Genomic DNA, 14,948 nt, shown 5'->3' on the forward strand with positions numbered 1-14,948 from the left:
TGTGTTGGTGATACCTGTCACGGCTTAGTGAGTCAACGCCGTTAGCACTTGTTAAGTATTCGCCTAAAGTATTGATTTAAAACGACACCGCATTTTTCTAACTTGCTGAAACGGTCGACTTCCTCCGCAACCGCCCTGCCCCAGCCCGCCATATGATATTCAACCGATTGGTTGACGAAGCACAATACTCAGGCCAAACACCATATGATGACCACTGCTTCAAACCCCAAACTGGATGCGATCTTCGCTGCGCTCGCCGACCCCACCCGGCGCGCAATCCTGACGATGTTGCTTGAAGATGATATGGCCGTCACCGACGTGGCAGAGCCATTTCAAATGTCTTTGGCTGCCGTATCGAAACATCTGGGCATTCTCAGTAACGCAGGGCTTATCGCACAGGAAAAGCGCGGTCGGGTCAAATGGTGCAAACTTGAACCCGATGGTATGCGCGCCGCCATGACCTGGATCCAAAGCTTCGGACAGCTGGACTGTATCGACCTCGACGCACTTGAACGTTTCGTCGAAACTGAACTGTCCGATCCTCCTTCATCTTGCCTATAAATATCCAAATTCCGTCGCCGGGCACGCAGCCCGACGCCGGGGCGTCTCATATTCACGCCACTTTCTGCCCGTCAGCCACCAGCGTGACGATGTCGCTCATAATTCGGTTCAGCTCAAAATCCTTTGGCGTGTACACCCGTGCCACACCATAAGATGTCAATTTCGCTGCATCTTCATCGGGAATAATCCCCCCGACGATCACCGGTACATGCCCCAGATCCGCTGCGCGCATCCGTTCCATCAGATCCTGGACCAGCGGCACATGGCTTCCCGATAAAATAGAGACACCCACCACATGCGCCTCATCCGCGATCGCTTGCGCGACGATCTGCTCCGGTGTCAGCCGAATGCCGTCATAGGTGATATCCATACCGCAATCGCGCGCACGAAAGGCAATTTGCTCGGCGCCGTTGGAATGCCCATCCAGGCCCGGCTTACCCACCAGGAATTTCAAACGTCGCCCCAATGTCGCACTGACCATATTCACCGCCTCACGAATATCATCCAGCCCTTCGGTCCGGTTCGACGGATTGGCCGACACGCCTGTTGGTCCACGATACTCGCCATGGACAGCGCGCATCACCCCGGCCCATTCGCCAGTTGTCACCCCTGCACGGGCCGCCTCAATGGACGCAGGCATCACATTTTCACCCTTTGAGGCCGCAAGTTGCAGCGCCTTCAGTGCCGTCGCGACCCGATCTGCGTCGCGTTGCACCCGCCACTCATTCAACCGGCCGATCTGTTCGGCCTCTACCGCCGGATCCACGACCATGATGCCACCGTCCCCGGCGGTCAGCGGCGAGGGCTCGCCCTGCTGCCAGCGGTTCACACCGACAACGATGGTTTCCTCTGCCTCAATACGCCCAATTCGGGCAGCGTTAGAATCGACCAGACGCGCTTTCATATAGTCAATCGCCGCAATCGCGCCGCCCATCGCATCAATCTGCGCCAATTCAGAGCGCGCTTCTTCCTTCAGCAAGTCCACCTTACGCTCAATCGCAGGGTTGCCAACAAACAGATCATCATATTCCAACAGATCAGTTTCATAGGCCATAATCTGCTGCATCCGCAGCGACCATTGCTGATCCCATGGGCGCGGCAGCCCCAATGCCTCATTCCAGGCGGGCAATTGCACCGCCCGCGCCCGAGCGTTTTTCGACAATGTCACAGCCAGCATTTCGATCAAGATGCGATAGACGTTATTCTCTGGCTGCTGTTCGGTCAGGCCCAACGAATTCACCTGCACCCCATAGCGGAAGCGACGATATTTAGCGTCCTCAATACCATAGCGGTCACGGCATATCTCGTCCCACAGCTCGGTAAAGGCACGCATCTTGCACATCTCTGTCACAAAGCGGATGCCTGCATTCACAAAAAATGAAATCCGCCCAACCATCGCCGGGAAGGCCTCGGTTGGGACTTTGTTTTTCAAATCATCCAAAACAGCGATCGCGGTGGCCAATGCAAAGGCCAGCTCTTGTTGCGGGGTCGCCCCTGCCTCTTGCAGGTGATAGGAACACACATTCATCGGGTTCCATTTCGGCAGATGCTCTCGCGTATAGGCCGCCACATCTGTGATCATCGCCAAAGAAGGTTTGGGCGGGCAGATATATGTGCCGCGCGACAGATATTCCTTCACCAGATCATTTTGCACGGTGCCTTGCAACTTTGCGACATCGGCGCCCTGCTCTTGTGCCACGGCGATATATAGCGACAGCAACCAAGGTGCCGTCGCATTGATCGTCATCGATGTGTTCATCTGCTCCAGCGGAATCTGATCAAACAGCGCGCGCATATCGCCCAGATGGCACACGGGCACGCCCACTTTGCCCACCTCGCCGCGCGACAGAATATGATCGCTGTCATATCCTGTCTGTGTGGGCAGATCGAAGGCCACCGACAGACCTGTCTGCCCTTTGGACAGATTAGACCGATACAGCGCATTTGACGCGCTGGCGGTTGAATGCCCAGCATAGGTGCGGAACAACCACGGGCGGTCGCGTGTCTGTGTCTTGGTCTGCGTCATAGCATCTTCCCCCTCAGAGAATTCTTTGCGCAACAAAATTACGAGTTGAGCCTATTAAGCGAAATATTACACCCATGTCAATTCGCCGCAATGCGGCAGAAAGTCGGAGCGGCTAGCTGCACAGCAAAACCATAGATAATTGTATGTTTTAACAGCATCCCACAAACGTATAAGACATAAAATTACAAAAACACATCAATAGTCATTGCATTATTGCGCAAAGGCCTTGTATGACTCTCCTCAACGCCGCACCGATTCTGCATTGCGGCACGAGGAGGAGGATACGGGAATGGCTCTGGATACCCATACCGACATTGCGCCATATGACGCGCCTGAGAAAGATTTGTATGAAATTGGCGAAATGCCGCCATTAGGCTACGTTCCGCCTAAAATGTATGCATGGTCGATCCGCCGCGAGCGCCATGGCGAGCCGGAGCAATCCTTCGAGCAAGAGGTTGTCGACACCTGGCAGATCGACAGCAATGAGGTTCTGGTTCTGGTGATGGCCGCAGGCGTCAATTATAACGGCGTATGGGCCGGGCTTGGCGTTCCGATCAGCCCGTTTGACGTGCATAAGCAGCCCTATCACATCGCGGGCTCCGATGCCTCCGGCATCATCTGGGCCGTAGGCGACAAGGTGAAAAACTGGAAAGTCGGGGATGAGGTGGTTATCCACTGCAACCAAGACGACGGCAATGACGAAGAATGCAATGGCGGCGACCCGATGTTTTCGGCCAGCCAGCGGATCTGGGGATATGAAACCCCTGATGGGTCATTCTCGCAATTCACCCGCGTTCAAGCACAGCAGCTGATGCCGCGCCCGAAACATCTGACATGGGAGGAGGCCGCCTGCTACACGCTGACCCTTGCGACCGCCTATCGGATGTTGTTCGGCCACCACCCGCATGAGCTGAAACCCGGCCAGAACGTGTTGGTCTGGGGCGCGTCAGGCGGTTTGGGCTCATATGCGATTCAGCTGGCCAATACGGCGGGTGCCAATGCGATCGGCGTTATCTCTGATGAAAGCAAACGCCAGTTTGTCATGGATCAGGGCGCCAAAGGTGTGATCAACCGCAAAGATTTCGATTGCTGGGGACAGTTGCCCACCGTTAACACGCCCGAATATAATAACTGGCTGAAAGAGGCCCGCAAATTTGGCAAGGCGATCTGGGATATCACGGGCAAAGGCGTCAATGTCGATATGGTGTTTGAACACCCCGGCGAAGCCACGTTTCCTGTCTCGACCCTGATCGTCAAGAAAGGCGGCATGGTTGTTATTTGCGCGGGGACCTCTGGGTTCAACTGCACCTTTGACGTGCGCTACATGTGGATGCACCAGAAGCGTCTTCAGGGATCGCATTTTGCCAACCTGAAACAGGCCGCTTCTGCGAACCGTCTGATGGTCGAACGCCGGCTTGACCCCTGCATGTCCGAGGTATTCCCGTGGAATGAAATTCCGCAGGCACATACAAAAATGCTGCGCAATCACCATAAGCCCGGCAATATGGCCGTGTTGGTTCAGGCCCCGAAAACCGGCCTGCGCACATTTGAAGATGCCTTGGAAGCAGGCCCAAAGGGCTGATCACAAACGATGACCCCGCATCCGCTGTTGTCGGTTGCGGGGTTTCCTATTGCAATGCCAACGCCAGGCGCACGGCTGCGCCGACCGGATCGATCAGCCGCAGTGGCGTGTGCGGTTGCAGCTGATCAATCAATGGCCCCATACCGGCACAGCCCAAAACGACCGCCCCGATCGGATCGGCCTGCGCCGTTTTGAACTCTGCGATCAATCGCGTGATTACCTCCGGGGGGCCGTCTTCCAGCTCCAATACGCCGATACCTGCAGCACGCACCTTGGCCTGAACACCATATCGCGCCAGATTGGATTGGATCACCGGGATTGCGTCGGCCACGGTTGTCACCACCGAAAACGGAAGCCCAAGCAGGCCCGCCATGGCAAAAGAGGCCTGTCCAAGACCGATCACCGGCATCGCAGCGGCAGCTCGGATTTGTTCCAATCCCGGATCATCAAAACAACCCAAGACAAGCACATCGGTGTCGATCTGCGGCACCATCGCCAAGACACCGCGCACTGCGGCTTGGCCATCGGCTTCGCCTTCAATCGCGGCAGGGCCTGTATGATTGGTCAGGCCTGACAGCTGATGCGTGCCCAGTGGTGCAAGCACTCGGGCGGCCTGAGCAAGCATCTGCTCTGTCATGGCTTCGGTCGCGTTGGGGTTCACGAATGTGATGCGCATCACAGATCACACCCCCCGGCCCGCATCTGATCCCAGCTTCGCCCGCTTGCGCCCCATCAGCCAAAAGGCCAGCAACGCCGATCCGATTACCACGAAAGAGAACACTGTCGTCAATGTTCCAAGCGCAAAGATCACCGGCGTGGTAACGTTGGTTGTCATGCCATAGATTTCAAGCGGCAGCGTATTGTAACTGCCCGCCGTCATCAGCGTTCGGGCAAATTCATCATAAGACAGGGTAAAGCCAAACAGCGCCACGCCGATCAACATCGGGGCAATCATCGGCAACACCACATGCCACAGCGTCTGCCATGCGGTGGCCCCTTGATCGCGTGCAGCTTCCTCATATGCCGGATCAAAACGGTTGAACACCGCGAACATGATCAGCAGACCAAACGGCAATGTCCATGTCAGCTGCGATCCAAAGCCCGAGGTCGCCCAATGCACCCCCAGCCCGGATTGCGAGAATATCAACCCCACGCCCAGCGATACAAGGATCGACGGTATTACCAGCGACGCGATCACCAATTGAAACAGGAACTGATTGCCCGCGAATTTCTTGCGAAAGGCCAAGCCGCCCATCACCGACACGACAACCGTCGTAACCATTACCATCAGCCCCAGCATGAAGGACCGCCGAAACGCGCCCCAGATATCGCCCACGGCCTGTTCTTCAAACAGGTCCACGAACCAATGCAAGGACACTCCGCGCATCGGGAAGGTCAGCCCCCCTTGAGGACCTTGAAAGCTTAGGATCGCGATGGTCAACGTTGGCCCATATAAAAACACCAAGAACAGCGCGAAAAAGACAGATAAGACATAAAAGCTTCGGGTCCGGGGTTCCATCTTACAGCTCCTTCCGAATATCGACCAGGCGCAGCAAGATGCCGATCGTGATCAAAACCGTAACCAGCAAAACCACCGCAGTGGCCGCCGCCGACGGATATTGCAACAGGGCAATATCATTGGAGATAAGCCGCCCAACATTGGCCGATTGCGATCCCGACATGAAGCGCACCGTAATGAAGTCGCCCATCACAAGCGTGATGACAAAGATTGATCCGATCATAATCCCCGGTTTCGTCAAAGGCAGCACGACATTGGTCAGGATCTGAAAGCCACTCGCCCCGGCATCACGCGCGGCCTCAAGCAGCGACCGGTCAATCCGCATCATCGTATTGAAAATCGGCACCACCATGAACAATGTATACAGATGAACAAAGGCCAGGATCACCGAGAAGTCGGAATACAGCAGCCATTCCACCGGTTCGTCCACAACCCCCATTGAGATCAGCATATTATTCGCCAATCCATTGCGTCCCAAGAACGGGATCCAACTGATCATCCGGATGATATTGGATGTCCAAAACGGGATGGTGCACAGTAGAAAAAGTGCGATTTGAACGGGTAAAGAGCGGATATGGAATGCCAGATACCACGCAACCGTAAAGCCAATTACCAAGGTGATCGCCCAAGTGATTGCCGCATATTTAAACGTGTTGAAGAACACTCGATAGGTAACGTCAGAACCGAATAGAAACTGATAATTCTCCAGGCTGAAGGCGGGCACGATGGACCATTCTGTTGCGGTCCAAAAACTAACCACCGCGATCATGACAATCGGTGCAATCAGGAAAACCACCAAGATCAGCGTCAAGGGAGAGGCCAAAAGCCACCCCTTAGTAGTGTCCGACATCGCCTTCATACACAGCTACCTCAGTCTTGAAGAAAAGGTGGGGGGAAGCGGTGGCGCATCGTGCCACCGCTTCGGGGGGATCGCCCCCCGGCCGGGCCAAGGGGGTCAACCCCGCACAGGCCCGGCACCCAATGGCATCGCATCACGCCGCAATGAACTCATTCCATTTGCGGACCATATATTGATTTTCATCCATGACCGAATTCCAGCAGGCCACAGCCCCCATACGATCAGTGAAGGACCCACCGTCACGCACATCCCCCGCTTTGGCCAAGACATCGCCATAAGGGTTCGTGATGTCGCCTGCGGCGGCTTTGCCCTCAAACCAATACCCCCACTCATCCGCCGACATGAACTCTTTCGATGTCGATGGCACAGCCGAGTAATAGCCTTGGCGCATCAAGAAACCACCAACCCAGCCAGACAGATACCAATTGATATAGTCATAGGCCGCGTCCAGCTCCATCCCGCTAAGGGATTTCGACAGGCCCAGGCCACCACCCCAGCTGCGATATCCCTCTTTCAAAGGCTGATATACGCAATCAATCCCACGGGTTTTCACCGCCGTAATCGCAGGCGACCACATTGATTGGATCACCACCTCACCCGACGCCATCAGGTTCACGCTTTCATCAAACGTCTTCCAGAAGGCGCGGAACTGACCGGCGCGCTTTGCATCCGTCATGATCGCCATCGTCTTGTCGATCTCTTCGCGGGTCATATTGCCTTTGTCGCCATAGGTGATTTCACCCATTGCTTCACAGACCATCGCAGCATCCATGATACCGATCGAAGAAATATCCAGCAAAGACGCTTTGCCTTTGAACTCAGGGTTCAAAAGCTCGGCCCAGCTGTCGATGGGGCGACCGATCAGATCCGGGCGAATGCCCAATGTATCGGCATTATAAATCGTTGGGATCAAAGTCATGAACCCGGTTTCTTCGCTGGCGAAACTTGTCGAGCCCGGACCTTCGACAAAGCCTACAGTATGGGGCGCCGTGCCCTGCGCGATGGTAGAGTCTGGCGTCAGCTTGCCTGATTTGAAAATGCCGACGATCTCATCGTAATTCTTGATCTTGGACACATCCATCGCTTGCAGATTGCCCGTCGGCCAGACTTTTTTACAGATCCAATATTCGATATCGGCAATATCGAAACTGTCCGGCTGGGTGGCGGCGCGCTGGGTCACCGCGTCGGAATCCAGCGCCGTCATTTCCAGTGTAAAGCCCAGATCCTCTTTCACCTTCTGGCCAACTTCATTCAGGTTCGACACGCCCGTGCCGAATTGGCGCAGCGTAATATCCTTAATCTCCTGCGCCCAGATCATCGGGGCAGGCAAGGCGGTTGCCGCAAGGGCCGCGCCACCTGTTTTCAGCAATGAACGGCGGGAATAACGCATCTTAGACATAGATTTTGTCCCTCTTGTCAGACTGTTGAACGTAGCCTTTTCAGGCCTGGAGACGGTGTAGCCGTCCCTCATCCCAGGTCAGAAACACGCTCTCACCTGGATTTTTCGGATTTTCAAAAAACTCTGCTTCAGGGATCAGTGCCAAGATGTCGCTTTCCCCCATTTTGGTTGCCAAGGCGACATGCGCACCTTGGTATTCCACATTGATCACGGTTGCCGATTGCCCTTGGGTGCCGATACGCACCGCATCAGCGCGGATGGCAGCCTTGCCCCCGGCCAGATCAATCACATTATGCCCGCCCATGAATCGCGCGACGAACTCGCTGCGCGGGCGCATCCAAACATCGCGCGCAGGCCCTGCCTGCTCGATCACCGCATTGTTCATCACCACGATTTCATCGGCCAACGCCAAGGCCTCATCTTGGCCATGGGTCACGTGAATAAAGGTGATGCCCAGTTCACGCTGTAGCTTTTTCAGTTCGGTCCGCATCCGAATGCGCAAGAACGGATCCAGCGCCGACAGCGGCTCATCCAACAACAAGACTTGCGGATCGGTGATCAGCGCCCGCGCAAGAGCAACACGCTGTTGTTGCCCGCCCGACAGTTGATCTGGCAGCCGGTCCTGATGGCGCTGCATGTCGACCAGCTCCAACAGCTCCATCGCGCGTTTGTCACGCGTGCTGCGGTCCACACCCTTCATTTTCAGGCTAAAGGCCACATTGTCACGCACGGTCAGATGCGGAAACAAAGCATAGCTTTGAAACATCATTGCTGTGCCACGCTTGGCCGGCGGCAAGGCCGACACATCGCGGTTTGACAGTAAGATCGCGCCGTCACTGACAGTTTCATGCCCGGCAATCATTCGCAGGGTGGAGGATTTCCCGCAGCCTGACGGCCCCAGCAAACACACATAGCTGCCCGCCTGAAACAGGTGGCTGACATTATCAACCGCAACCGCCCCATTGGGATAGCGTTTGGTCACATGGACCAGCTCAAGATCATGTCCGGTTCGCATCAAGGCTCCCTTTCGCTTGACGCCATCAAGACAAAGGTTTTCCTTTCTGGGCAGAGAAATGCCGTGGCACAGCAGGGCAAAACATTAAAAGCCCAAAAATTCACCACCGTTCTTTTTCATTTGCACATTTTTGAGCGCAACTTTGTATACAGCGTCGCATTCAATCTGCCTTTGCCCCGTTTTGCTTGCTGTGATCCGTCCCACTGCTATGGCTGACAGGGAAAGGATCGCCCATGCACATCGCCCCACCTAAGACCAAGCCGACAGGGCCGCAAATCACCGATGATTTGGCTGATGCCATCCATGAACACCGCCTGCCGCCCGGTACGAAGCTGGGCGAAGATGAGCTGTCGGACGTATATGGTGTTTCGCGCACGGTGATCCGAACGGCGCTGTTATCGCTGTCACATCAGCGCCTGATCACCGTAGAGCGCAACAAAGGGGCTTTTGTCGCCAAGCCCTCCACGCAAGAAGCACGCGAAGTGTTTGAGGCACGCGCCCTGTTAGAACCACGCACAGTGCGCTCTGCGGCCGAACGGATCGACCAGGCGGGGTTGATCCGGTTGCAATCGCATATTGACGAGGAACATGCCGCGATGGCGGCGGGGAAATCCGGGCGTGCGGTGCATTTGTCGGGGCTGTTCCATATTGAAATTGCCCGAATCGCACAGCAAGAGACGATATTGGCCTTTATTGAACAGCTGGTGGCCCGGTCCTCGCTGATCATTGCCCTATATTGGCGCAGGCCCGCTGCCCTGTGTGAACGCCACGCCCATGATGCGCTGTTGCGAGCGCTGCGCACGGGCAATGGCGCGGATGCAGAGGAATTGATGAAGATGCATCTATTGGATATCCTTTCCTCACTGAACCTAAGAGACGCAGCAGAGGCGCCGACCTCGCTGCGCGACGCATTGGGGCCAAGATGACACATTATCGCACCGCAACCGCACAAGAGCTGACGCAGATTTTGCAATGGGCCCGGGCTGAGGGCTGGAACCCTGGGTTAGACGATGCCACCGCGTTTTACGCCGCCGACCCGATCGGAACGTTTGTGGCAGAGGTCGATGAAACCATCATCGCCGCTATCACGGTGGTCAATCACAATGATGATTTTGCTTTTTTGGGGCTGTATCTGTGCCAGCCGGACTGGCGCGGCAAAGGGATCGGCTTTGCGCTGTGGTCCTTTGCGCTGGACCACGCCCAAAGCCGCATCGTGGGCTTGGATGGGGTTGCAGCGCAGCAGGCCAATTATGCCAAATCCGGCTTTGTGCGGCAGGGGGCAACCCGGCGTTATTGCGGGCATATCGCGCCTGAACCCGGCTTGGGCATCCGGCGAATTTCACCCGGGGATATTCCCGCCTGCTTGACCTTGGACACAGCGTCAAACGGGTTCGCACGCCCTGACTTCATGACTGCATGGCTGACAGAGACCGACAGCCGATATACTGTGGTTTTGGATCACGGTCAGGGGCCTGACGGGCTGGCGACCATCCGCCGTTGCGAAGATGGTGTGAAGATCGGTCCCGTCATCGCCCCCGATACAGACAGCGCCATGACACTGATCCGTGCCGCATTGCATGAATGCCCGGCACAGACGTTGTATCTTGATCTGCCCGACGTGGCGCATGGGCTGGCCGCGCGATTGCACGTTCTGGGGTTCAAGGTAACCTTTGAAACCGCACGGATGTATCGCGGCACCGCGCCCCTGCCCGGCCCGCATCTGCATGCGATTGCCACGATGGAGCTTGGCTAAGCGTCAGGCCCGCGTTGGGATCCGCATCCGGCGCATCGAGAAAATCTGCGCGCCCGCCTCTGACACAGACACAGTGCGGAACATATCGCGCAGCATTTTTGCATCCGCCTTCAGACCCTTGGCCCAACTGCCCAATTTGGCGTGTTTAAACGGGCTTTCGACCTCTGGCCAGCTTACCACGGCCAGGCGCAGGCCAGCATGGATCATCGCGCGGTTCATATGCACCTCAAGGCCAAAGCTGGGCAGGCCATTCAACCCCTGTTGCAACAGCGCGCGTGGCAAGACCCGCTCACCCGAGATATAATCCAGCCCGATCAGCCGCCACAAAAGTGGCGCGTTGCGGCGCAGGCTGATTGCGACATCCGCGCGGCCTTTCATCACAGGTGCCAAAAGTTGCGAAACATGCACCCCTGTCAGCCCTGCCAGATCACTGTCCAACAGCAGCACATGGCTGGATGTGGCCGCGCGCAGCCCCGCCGCAACCGCCGCCGTCTTTCCCATATTCGCCTGCCGGATCAGCCGCACCGAAGGATAGCGTGCGACGACTTCGGCTGTGTCGTCACTGGATCCGTCATCGACAACAATCACCTGTGACAGGCCGGGGTGGCACAACACGGCCTCTAATACGCGGGCGATGCGTGGCGCCTCATTATAGGCTGGGATAATGCAGCTTATTTCGATGGGCATGACTGTCTCCGATGGAACCACCAGACCGCCCCGGCGACCACCAGGGCAATCAATAAAATCAATGAGCCGCGCGCGATCCACCCGTCGATCCGCGCATAGGCAGAACCGACGAAATATCCCAGCGCTACGAACGCCGCGCTTTTGGGGATGGAGGCGATGAAATTATACATTAAAAACGGCACGAAGGGCATTCTGGCAATCCCCGCTGCGACCAAAATGGCCGCACCGGCGGAATGTGTCAGCTTGCCCATAACCAGCGTACGCCCCCCTTTGGCGCGAAAATGGCGCAGCATTTTCCTCAGACGCTTTTGGTCCAGTCCAAGACGCGACCGCCACCGTGCGGGAACAATGCCCAGACCTCGTCGTCCGATCAGATAATAAACGATATCACCCAGTACATCAGCGACGATCACCACAATCAATAAGCGCCAGATGTCAAAAATTCCTTGGCTGGCGAGCCATGCGGCCAAAACCGTAACAATTGGGCCTTCGACAATCGCCAACCCACCGACCAGCATCAACCCATGCGTCGATAGCAACGCGATGATCGTCTCTAATCCAAACATTATTTCGCCGTCTTCGGGGTCTGCAGCACACCGCCTGCATCCATCGCAGAGCCACGCCATTCAAATCCGCGCCGCGCCCAAGTTACCACCCACAGGGCAGGCATCAATATATCGCGTAAGATCATCGCCGCGATGGTGTAGGGCCAACCAGCCACACGCGATAAAGCGATTTCAATCCCATACCAGATTGCAAAAAACAGCGGCAGCCATAGACCCAGCCCTGACACGATCAGACACAGCGCAGGCACCCAAGGGCCCAACATGATCTCCAGCATGAACAGGCCTAGAAACCCGTCACGGCGCACCCTAGACCAGCGCAGCTGACGGTCCCAAACGGCACGGAACCCGCGCTGGCCGATGGGCTGGCAAAAGGCCCGCCGGGTCAGCTGCACATTCAGCCCCTGCGCCCGAACGGCCTTCGTTGAAGCCACATCTTCTGCCAGGTCACGGCCAAGTGCGACCAGCCCCCCCGCATTTTCCAACACATCGCGCCGCCAGCACAGCGTTTTGCCCTGTGCAAAGCCGCGTCCCAATTGATCGGCCGCCAGTTGCCACCGCCCTTGGAATGAGTTCAAAAACGCCGCTTCAACATTGCCCCACAGCCCATCTGCGCGAATGCCGATCGGCGGGCTGGTCACAAGCCCGGTTGAAGGCCGGACCACGTGCAAAATTTGTTCAAAATAATTGGGCATCAAAAGCAAATTGGCATCAGCCATCGCCACCCACTCACCGCGCGATTGTGCCCAACCTTTGGCAAGGTTGTTCAGTTTGGGATTGCCGGTGATCCGGTCCTCGCCAATCAACAGCCGCGCATTCGCATCCGGATATTTCGCGATGAGCCGTTTAACCTCGGCCACTGCCGGATCATCGGCCACTGCCGCGCAGAACAATATTTCATAATGCGGGTATGTCAGGTGAAAGCTGGATTCCAATGTCTCACTATCAAAACGGTCCAGCCCGCAGACGGGCCGCAACAATGTCATGAAGGGTTGTTCGGTCGCACGTAAGGGCGCCTGACGCAGATAACGCCACGCGGCCAACGCCGCTGTCGAAAGGTGCAACCCAACCAGAAGACCTAAAACACACACAAAGACAATCATCAAATCTGGGCCTCCAGCCCATGTTGCGACGCTGCTGGCACACCCGCCACCTGCGTTTGTTGCCCCATATCCAAAAGCTGGAGCCGCCCATCAAACAATTCAACCAAAGCCGTCATGCTATCCACCCAATCACCACAATTTGCATAGCGAATGCCGTGTGCGTCGCGCAGGGCAGGTTTATGAAAATGGCCGCAGATTACGCCGTCATGATCACTGGCAATCGCCAATTCGGCCAGACGTTTTTCGGATTTATTCCCTACCATCAAAAGTGCGGATACGCCGTGGATCACCAGTTCCACAAGGTTACGCTCAGTCTCCCCACGGGTTCGGAAGTGAAAGACGTCGCGCGCCCAGGCATCGCAGCCGCGCAACCAGGCATCCAACCGCGTGCCGATCCGCGTCATCACATGCCAGCGCAATATCCGCGAATCGCATTGATCTCCGTGCAGCACCAAATAGCGCGTGCCATCCGCTGCCACATGCGTCAACTGATCGACAAGCTGCAGCCCTTCGTGATCATGTCCCAAACGTTTGCGCAGCTCTGCGTCATGGTTGCCGGGCAAATACACCACCCGCGTGCCATTGCGCGCGCGTCGCTTCAGCTCATCCATAATCGCATCATGGGTGGCCCCCCATTGGACCGTGCCACAATGCCAGACATCCAAAATATCACCCACAAGAAAAATTTCTTCTGCATCAACCTGTCGTAAAAATTCAAGAAATTTGCCGGCACGACTTCCGCGTGCCCCAAGATGCAGATCCGATACAAACAGGCTTTTGACCTGCCGGCGGCCAAGCTGCCGCGTCACGCAATCAGACATATGTCTATCCTCTGTCGCGTGGGCCAAAACACGGCCCCTTTAATCGCCCAATGCCAGTGCTGAGCAACTGTCATGTGACTGTCAGATGAAGCGTTTGTGACGACCGTCCAGAGGTAAGAGTTTCACAAAAACGGGAACCAACTGCGTGAACCCGTGTTAATGTCGCAAGAACGGGGCGTGACTGCCTTTGAATTCTGACAGGAGACGTGAATGAAAAAGTTCCTTATTATGATCCCCGCCCTTGCCGCTTTGGCTGCATGCGAAACACCAAATCAGACCCGCACCGCCGGTGCCTTAGCCGGTGCCGCCTTGGGCGCAAATATCGCGGACAACAAGGACAGCAATGCAATTTCCGGCGCCGCGCTGGGTGCCGCCGCAGGTTTGGTAGCCGGCGAAGTTATCAGCCAATCACGGACCCCCGGCGAGTGCATCTACCAGCGTCCCGATGGCACACAATATGTCGCGGCCTGCTAACCAGCTAACTTGGTGGCTTTTAAACGACAAAACGCGCTGATCACTCAGCGCGTTTTATTTTGCCCATTTAGGCAATGGATATCTCACCCCTATGGGGCAGTCAGGAACCGCTCGGAAACACTGAACAGCCGAAAATAAGTGGATTTTGCAAACAACAGCCGAATGATGGTGCAAGCGAGAAGATAGCCACGACAGAACGACCACGCCAAAATCACAGCCCAAGTTTCAGGGCGAAAGTAGCTGTAGCCAAGATCACGGGTGAACGCAGTTCGGTCGAGCGAACGCCAGAGTTTGACGTCCACCCAAACATGGTCAATCAGTGGCTGAATCGCCCCGAGTTTGTCGGAGACCATCAACTTAAGTAAGGATGATGGTTATGACAAAAAGCAAAATGGCAAATCGCTACTCGCCAGAAGTTCGCGCGCGGGCGGTCCGGATGGTGTTTGAACATCAAGGTTCATATGAAACGCAAGCGGGCGCGATAGCGGCCATTGCACCCAAGATCGGCTGTATTCCCCAGACACTGAGCGGATGGGTCAAGCAGGCCGAGAAGGACAGCGGCATGCGGGATGGCGTGACGACCGAG

At 56.2% G+C, this 14,948-nt stretch carries 18 protein-coding genes; 7 read left to right on the forward strand and 11 right to left on the reverse strand.

Features of this window, described 5'->3' with window-relative positions; all coding sequences use genetic code 11:
• Window positions 1–207 precede the first annotated feature (207 nt).
• Window positions 208–561: a helix-turn-helix transcriptional regulator gene (locus BFP70_RS04100; RefSeq protein WP_066010122.1), complete on the forward strand. Its 354-nt coding sequence runs from the start codon at window positions 208–210 to the stop codon at window positions 559–561.
• 52 nt (window positions 562–613) lie between these two features.
• Here BFP70_RS04100 and BFP70_RS04105 read toward each other — a convergent pair whose 3' ends face one another.
• Window positions 614–2,587 carry a protein meaA gene (locus tag BFP70_RS04105; protein ID WP_066010081.1) on the reverse strand — a complete coding sequence of 658 codons (1,974 nt, stop codon included), beginning with the start codon at window positions 2,585–2,587 and terminating at the stop codon, window positions 614–616.
• 289 nt (window positions 2,588–2,876) lie between these two features.
• Between BFP70_RS04105 and ccrA the strand changes: the two genes are divergently transcribed.
• Window positions 2,877–4,169: a crotonyl-CoA carboxylase/reductase gene (ccrA, locus tag BFP70_RS04110; protein ID WP_066010082.1), complete on the forward strand. Its 1,293-nt coding sequence runs from the start codon at window positions 2,877–2,879 to the stop codon at window positions 4,167–4,169.
• Between the two features lie 46 nt (window positions 4,170–4,215).
• On the opposite strand, the gene BFP70_RS04115 is transcribed toward ccrA, so the two are convergent.
• The 5 genes from BFP70_RS04115 to BFP70_RS04135 form a co-directional block, all read right to left on the reverse strand.
• The gene (locus tag BFP70_RS04115; RefSeq protein WP_066010083.1) at window positions 4,216–4,845 is read right to left on the reverse strand and encodes an aspartate/glutamate racemase family protein; all 630 of its coding nucleotides are present in this window, start codon (window positions 4,843–4,845) and stop codon (window positions 4,216–4,218) included.
• 6 nt (window positions 4,846–4,851) lie between these two features.
• A complete protein-coding gene (locus BFP70_RS04120) occupies window positions 4,852–5,688 on the reverse strand; it encodes an ABC transporter permease (protein ID WP_066010084.1) in 837 nt (278 codons plus the stop codon).
• Between the two features lies 1 nt (window position 5,689).
• Window positions 5,690–6,538, reverse strand: coding sequence for an ABC transporter permease (locus BFP70_RS04125; RefSeq protein ID WP_369820180.1), 849 nt, complete (start codon window positions 6,536–6,538; stop codon window positions 5,690–5,692).
• 142 nt (window positions 6,539–6,680) lie between these two features.
• The gene (locus BFP70_RS04130) at window positions 6,681–7,946 is read right to left on the reverse strand and encodes a PotD/PotF family extracellular solute-binding protein (RefSeq protein ID WP_066010086.1); all 1,266 of its coding nucleotides are present in this window, start codon (window positions 7,944–7,946) and stop codon (window positions 6,681–6,683) included.
• 40 nt (window positions 7,947–7,986) lie between these two features.
• Window positions 7,987–8,961: an ABC transporter ATP-binding protein gene (locus BFP70_RS04135; RefSeq protein ID WP_066010087.1), complete on the reverse strand. Its 975-nt coding sequence runs from the start codon at window positions 8,959–8,961 to the stop codon at window positions 7,987–7,989.
• Here BFP70_RS04135 and BFP70_RS20600 point away from each other — a divergent pair.
• From BFP70_RS20600 to BFP70_RS04145, 3 genes are read left to right on the forward strand one after another with little or no spacing between them, the layout of a single operon-like run.
• Window positions 8,947–9,177, forward strand: a complete 231-nt coding sequence (locus BFP70_RS20600) for a hypothetical protein (RefSeq protein ID WP_176715488.1) — start codon at window positions 8,947–8,949, stop codon at window positions 9,175–9,177. The two genes, BFP70_RS04135 and BFP70_RS20600, sit on opposite strands and share 15 nt — an antisense overlap.
• A 17-nt stretch (window positions 9,178–9,194) precedes the next feature.
• A complete protein-coding gene (locus tag BFP70_RS04140; protein WP_066010088.1) occupies window positions 9,195–9,887 on the forward strand; it encodes a GntR family transcriptional regulator in 693 nt (230 codons plus the stop codon).
• A complete protein-coding gene (locus tag BFP70_RS04145; protein WP_066010089.1) occupies window positions 9,884–10,714 on the forward strand; it encodes a GNAT family N-acetyltransferase in 831 nt (276 codons plus the stop codon). Before BFP70_RS04140 ends, BFP70_RS04145 begins: the two co-directional genes overlap by 4 nt.
• Before the next feature lie 3 nt (window positions 10,715–10,717).
• Here the strand turns inward: BFP70_RS04145 and BFP70_RS04150 are convergent, their stop codons facing one another.
• The 4 genes from BFP70_RS04150 to BFP70_RS04165 are packed head-to-tail and all read right to left on the reverse strand — an operon-like array spanning window position 10,718 to window position 13,888.
• Window positions 10,718–11,401 (reverse strand): glycosyltransferase, encoded by a 684-nt coding sequence (locus BFP70_RS04150; RefSeq protein ID WP_066010090.1) that lies wholly within the window; start codon window positions 11,399–11,401, stop codon window positions 10,718–10,720.
• On the reverse strand, window positions 11,386–11,967 hold the full coding sequence (locus tag BFP70_RS04155) for a DedA family protein (RefSeq protein WP_066010091.1): 582 nt from the start codon (window positions 11,965–11,967) through the stop codon (window positions 11,386–11,388). The genes BFP70_RS04150 and BFP70_RS04155 overlap by 16 nt, the downstream gene beginning before the upstream one ends.
• Entirely contained in the window at window positions 11,967–13,067 is a 1,101-nt protein-coding gene (locus BFP70_RS04160) for a glycosyltransferase (protein WP_066010092.1), read from the reverse strand. The genes BFP70_RS04155 and BFP70_RS04160 overlap by 1 nt, the downstream gene beginning before the upstream one ends.
• Window positions 13,067–13,888 (reverse strand): UDP-2,3-diacylglucosamine diphosphatase, encoded by an 822-nt coding sequence (locus BFP70_RS04165; RefSeq protein WP_066010093.1) that lies wholly within the window; start codon window positions 13,886–13,888, stop codon window positions 13,067–13,069. Before BFP70_RS04165 ends, BFP70_RS04160 begins: the two co-directional genes overlap by 1 nt.
• Window positions 13,889–14,098: 210 nt before the next feature.
• Here BFP70_RS04165 and BFP70_RS04170 point away from each other — a divergent pair, with 210 nt between their 5' ends.
• Window positions 14,099–14,362, forward strand: coding sequence for a glycine zipper domain-containing protein (locus BFP70_RS04170; protein ID WP_066010094.1), 264 nt, complete (start codon window positions 14,099–14,101; stop codon window positions 14,360–14,362).
• An 89-nt stretch (window positions 14,363–14,451) separates the two neighbouring features.
• Here the strand turns inward: BFP70_RS04170 and BFP70_RS20605 are convergent, their stop codons facing one another.
• On the reverse strand, window positions 14,452–14,664 hold the full coding sequence (locus BFP70_RS20605; RefSeq protein WP_176715489.1) for a hypothetical protein: 213 nt from the start codon (window positions 14,662–14,664) through the stop codon (window positions 14,452–14,454).
• A 74-nt stretch (window positions 14,665–14,738) separates the two neighbouring features.
• On the opposite strand from BFP70_RS20605, the gene BFP70_RS04175 reads away from it, so the two are divergent.
• Window positions 14,739–14,948, forward strand: a 210-nt coding sequence (locus BFP70_RS04175; protein WP_141693088.1) for a transposase, incomplete at its 3' end; no start/stop codon positions are given.

The sequence above is a fragment of the Thioclava sp. SK-1 genome (genome assembly GCF_001705665.1).
Lineage (GTDB): Bacteria > Pseudomonadota > Alphaproteobacteria > Rhodobacterales > Rhodobacteraceae > Thioclava.

Bases quoted from the DNA above. Each gene is read 5' to 3' on its own strand.
- BFP70_RS04120 (WP_066010084.1), bottom strand. From the start codon at position 5,688: ATGGAACCCCGGACCCGAAGCTTTTATGTCTTATCTGTCTTTTTCGCG.
- BFP70_RS04135 (WP_066010087.1), bottom strand. From the start codon at position 8,961: ATGCGAACCGGACATGATCTTGAGCTGGTCCATGTGACCAAACGCTAT.
- BFP70_RS04165 (WP_066010093.1), bottom strand. From the start codon at position 13,888: ATGTCTGATTGCGTGACGCGGCAGCTTGGCCGCCGGCAGGTCAAAAGC.
- BFP70_RS04105 (WP_066010081.1), bottom strand. From the start codon at position 2,587: ATGACGCAGACCAAGACACAGACACGCGACCGCCCGTGGTTGTTCCGC.
- BFP70_RS04170 (WP_066010094.1), top strand. From the start codon at position 14,099: ATGAAAAAGTTCCTTATTATGATCCCCGCCCTTGCCGCTTTGGCTGCA.
- BFP70_RS04115 (WP_066010083.1), bottom strand. From the start codon at position 4,845: ATGCGCATCACATTCGTGAACCCCAACGCGACCGAAGCCATGACAGAG.
- BFP70_RS04145 (WP_066010089.1), top strand. From the start codon at position 9,884: ATGACACATTATCGCACCGCAACCGCACAAGAGCTGACGCAGATTTTG.
- BFP70_RS04100 (WP_066010122.1), top strand. From the start codon at position 208: ATGACCACTGCTTCAAACCCCAAACTGGATGCGATCTTCGCTGCGCTC.
- BFP70_RS04140 (WP_066010088.1), top strand. From the start codon at position 9,195: ATGCACATCGCCCCACCTAAGACCAAGCCGACAGGGCCGCAAATCACC.
- BFP70_RS04150 (WP_066010090.1), bottom strand. From the start codon at position 11,401: ATGCCCATCGAAATAAGCTGCATTATCCCAGCCTATAATGAGGCGCCA.
- BFP70_RS04130 (WP_066010086.1), bottom strand. From the start codon at position 7,946: ATGTCTAAGATGCGTTATTCCCGCCGTTCATTGCTGAAAACAGGTGGC.
- BFP70_RS04160 (WP_066010092.1), bottom strand. From the start codon at position 13,067: ATGATTGTCTTTGTGTGTGTTTTAGGTCTTCTGGTTGGGTTGCACCTT.
- BFP70_RS20600 (WP_176715488.1), top strand. From the start codon at position 8,947: ATGTCCGGTTCGCATCAAGGCTCCCTTTCGCTTGACGCCATCAAGACA.
- BFP70_RS04155 (WP_066010091.1), bottom strand. From the start codon at position 11,967: ATGTTTGGATTAGAGACGATCATCGCGTTGCTATCGACGCATGGGTTG.
- BFP70_RS04125 (WP_369820180.1), bottom strand. From the start codon at position 6,538: ATGTCGGACACTACTAAGGGGTGGCTTTTGGCCTCTCCCTTGACGCTG.
- ccrA (WP_066010082.1), top strand. From the start codon at position 2,877: ATGGCTCTGGATACCCATACCGACATTGCGCCATATGACGCGCCTGAG.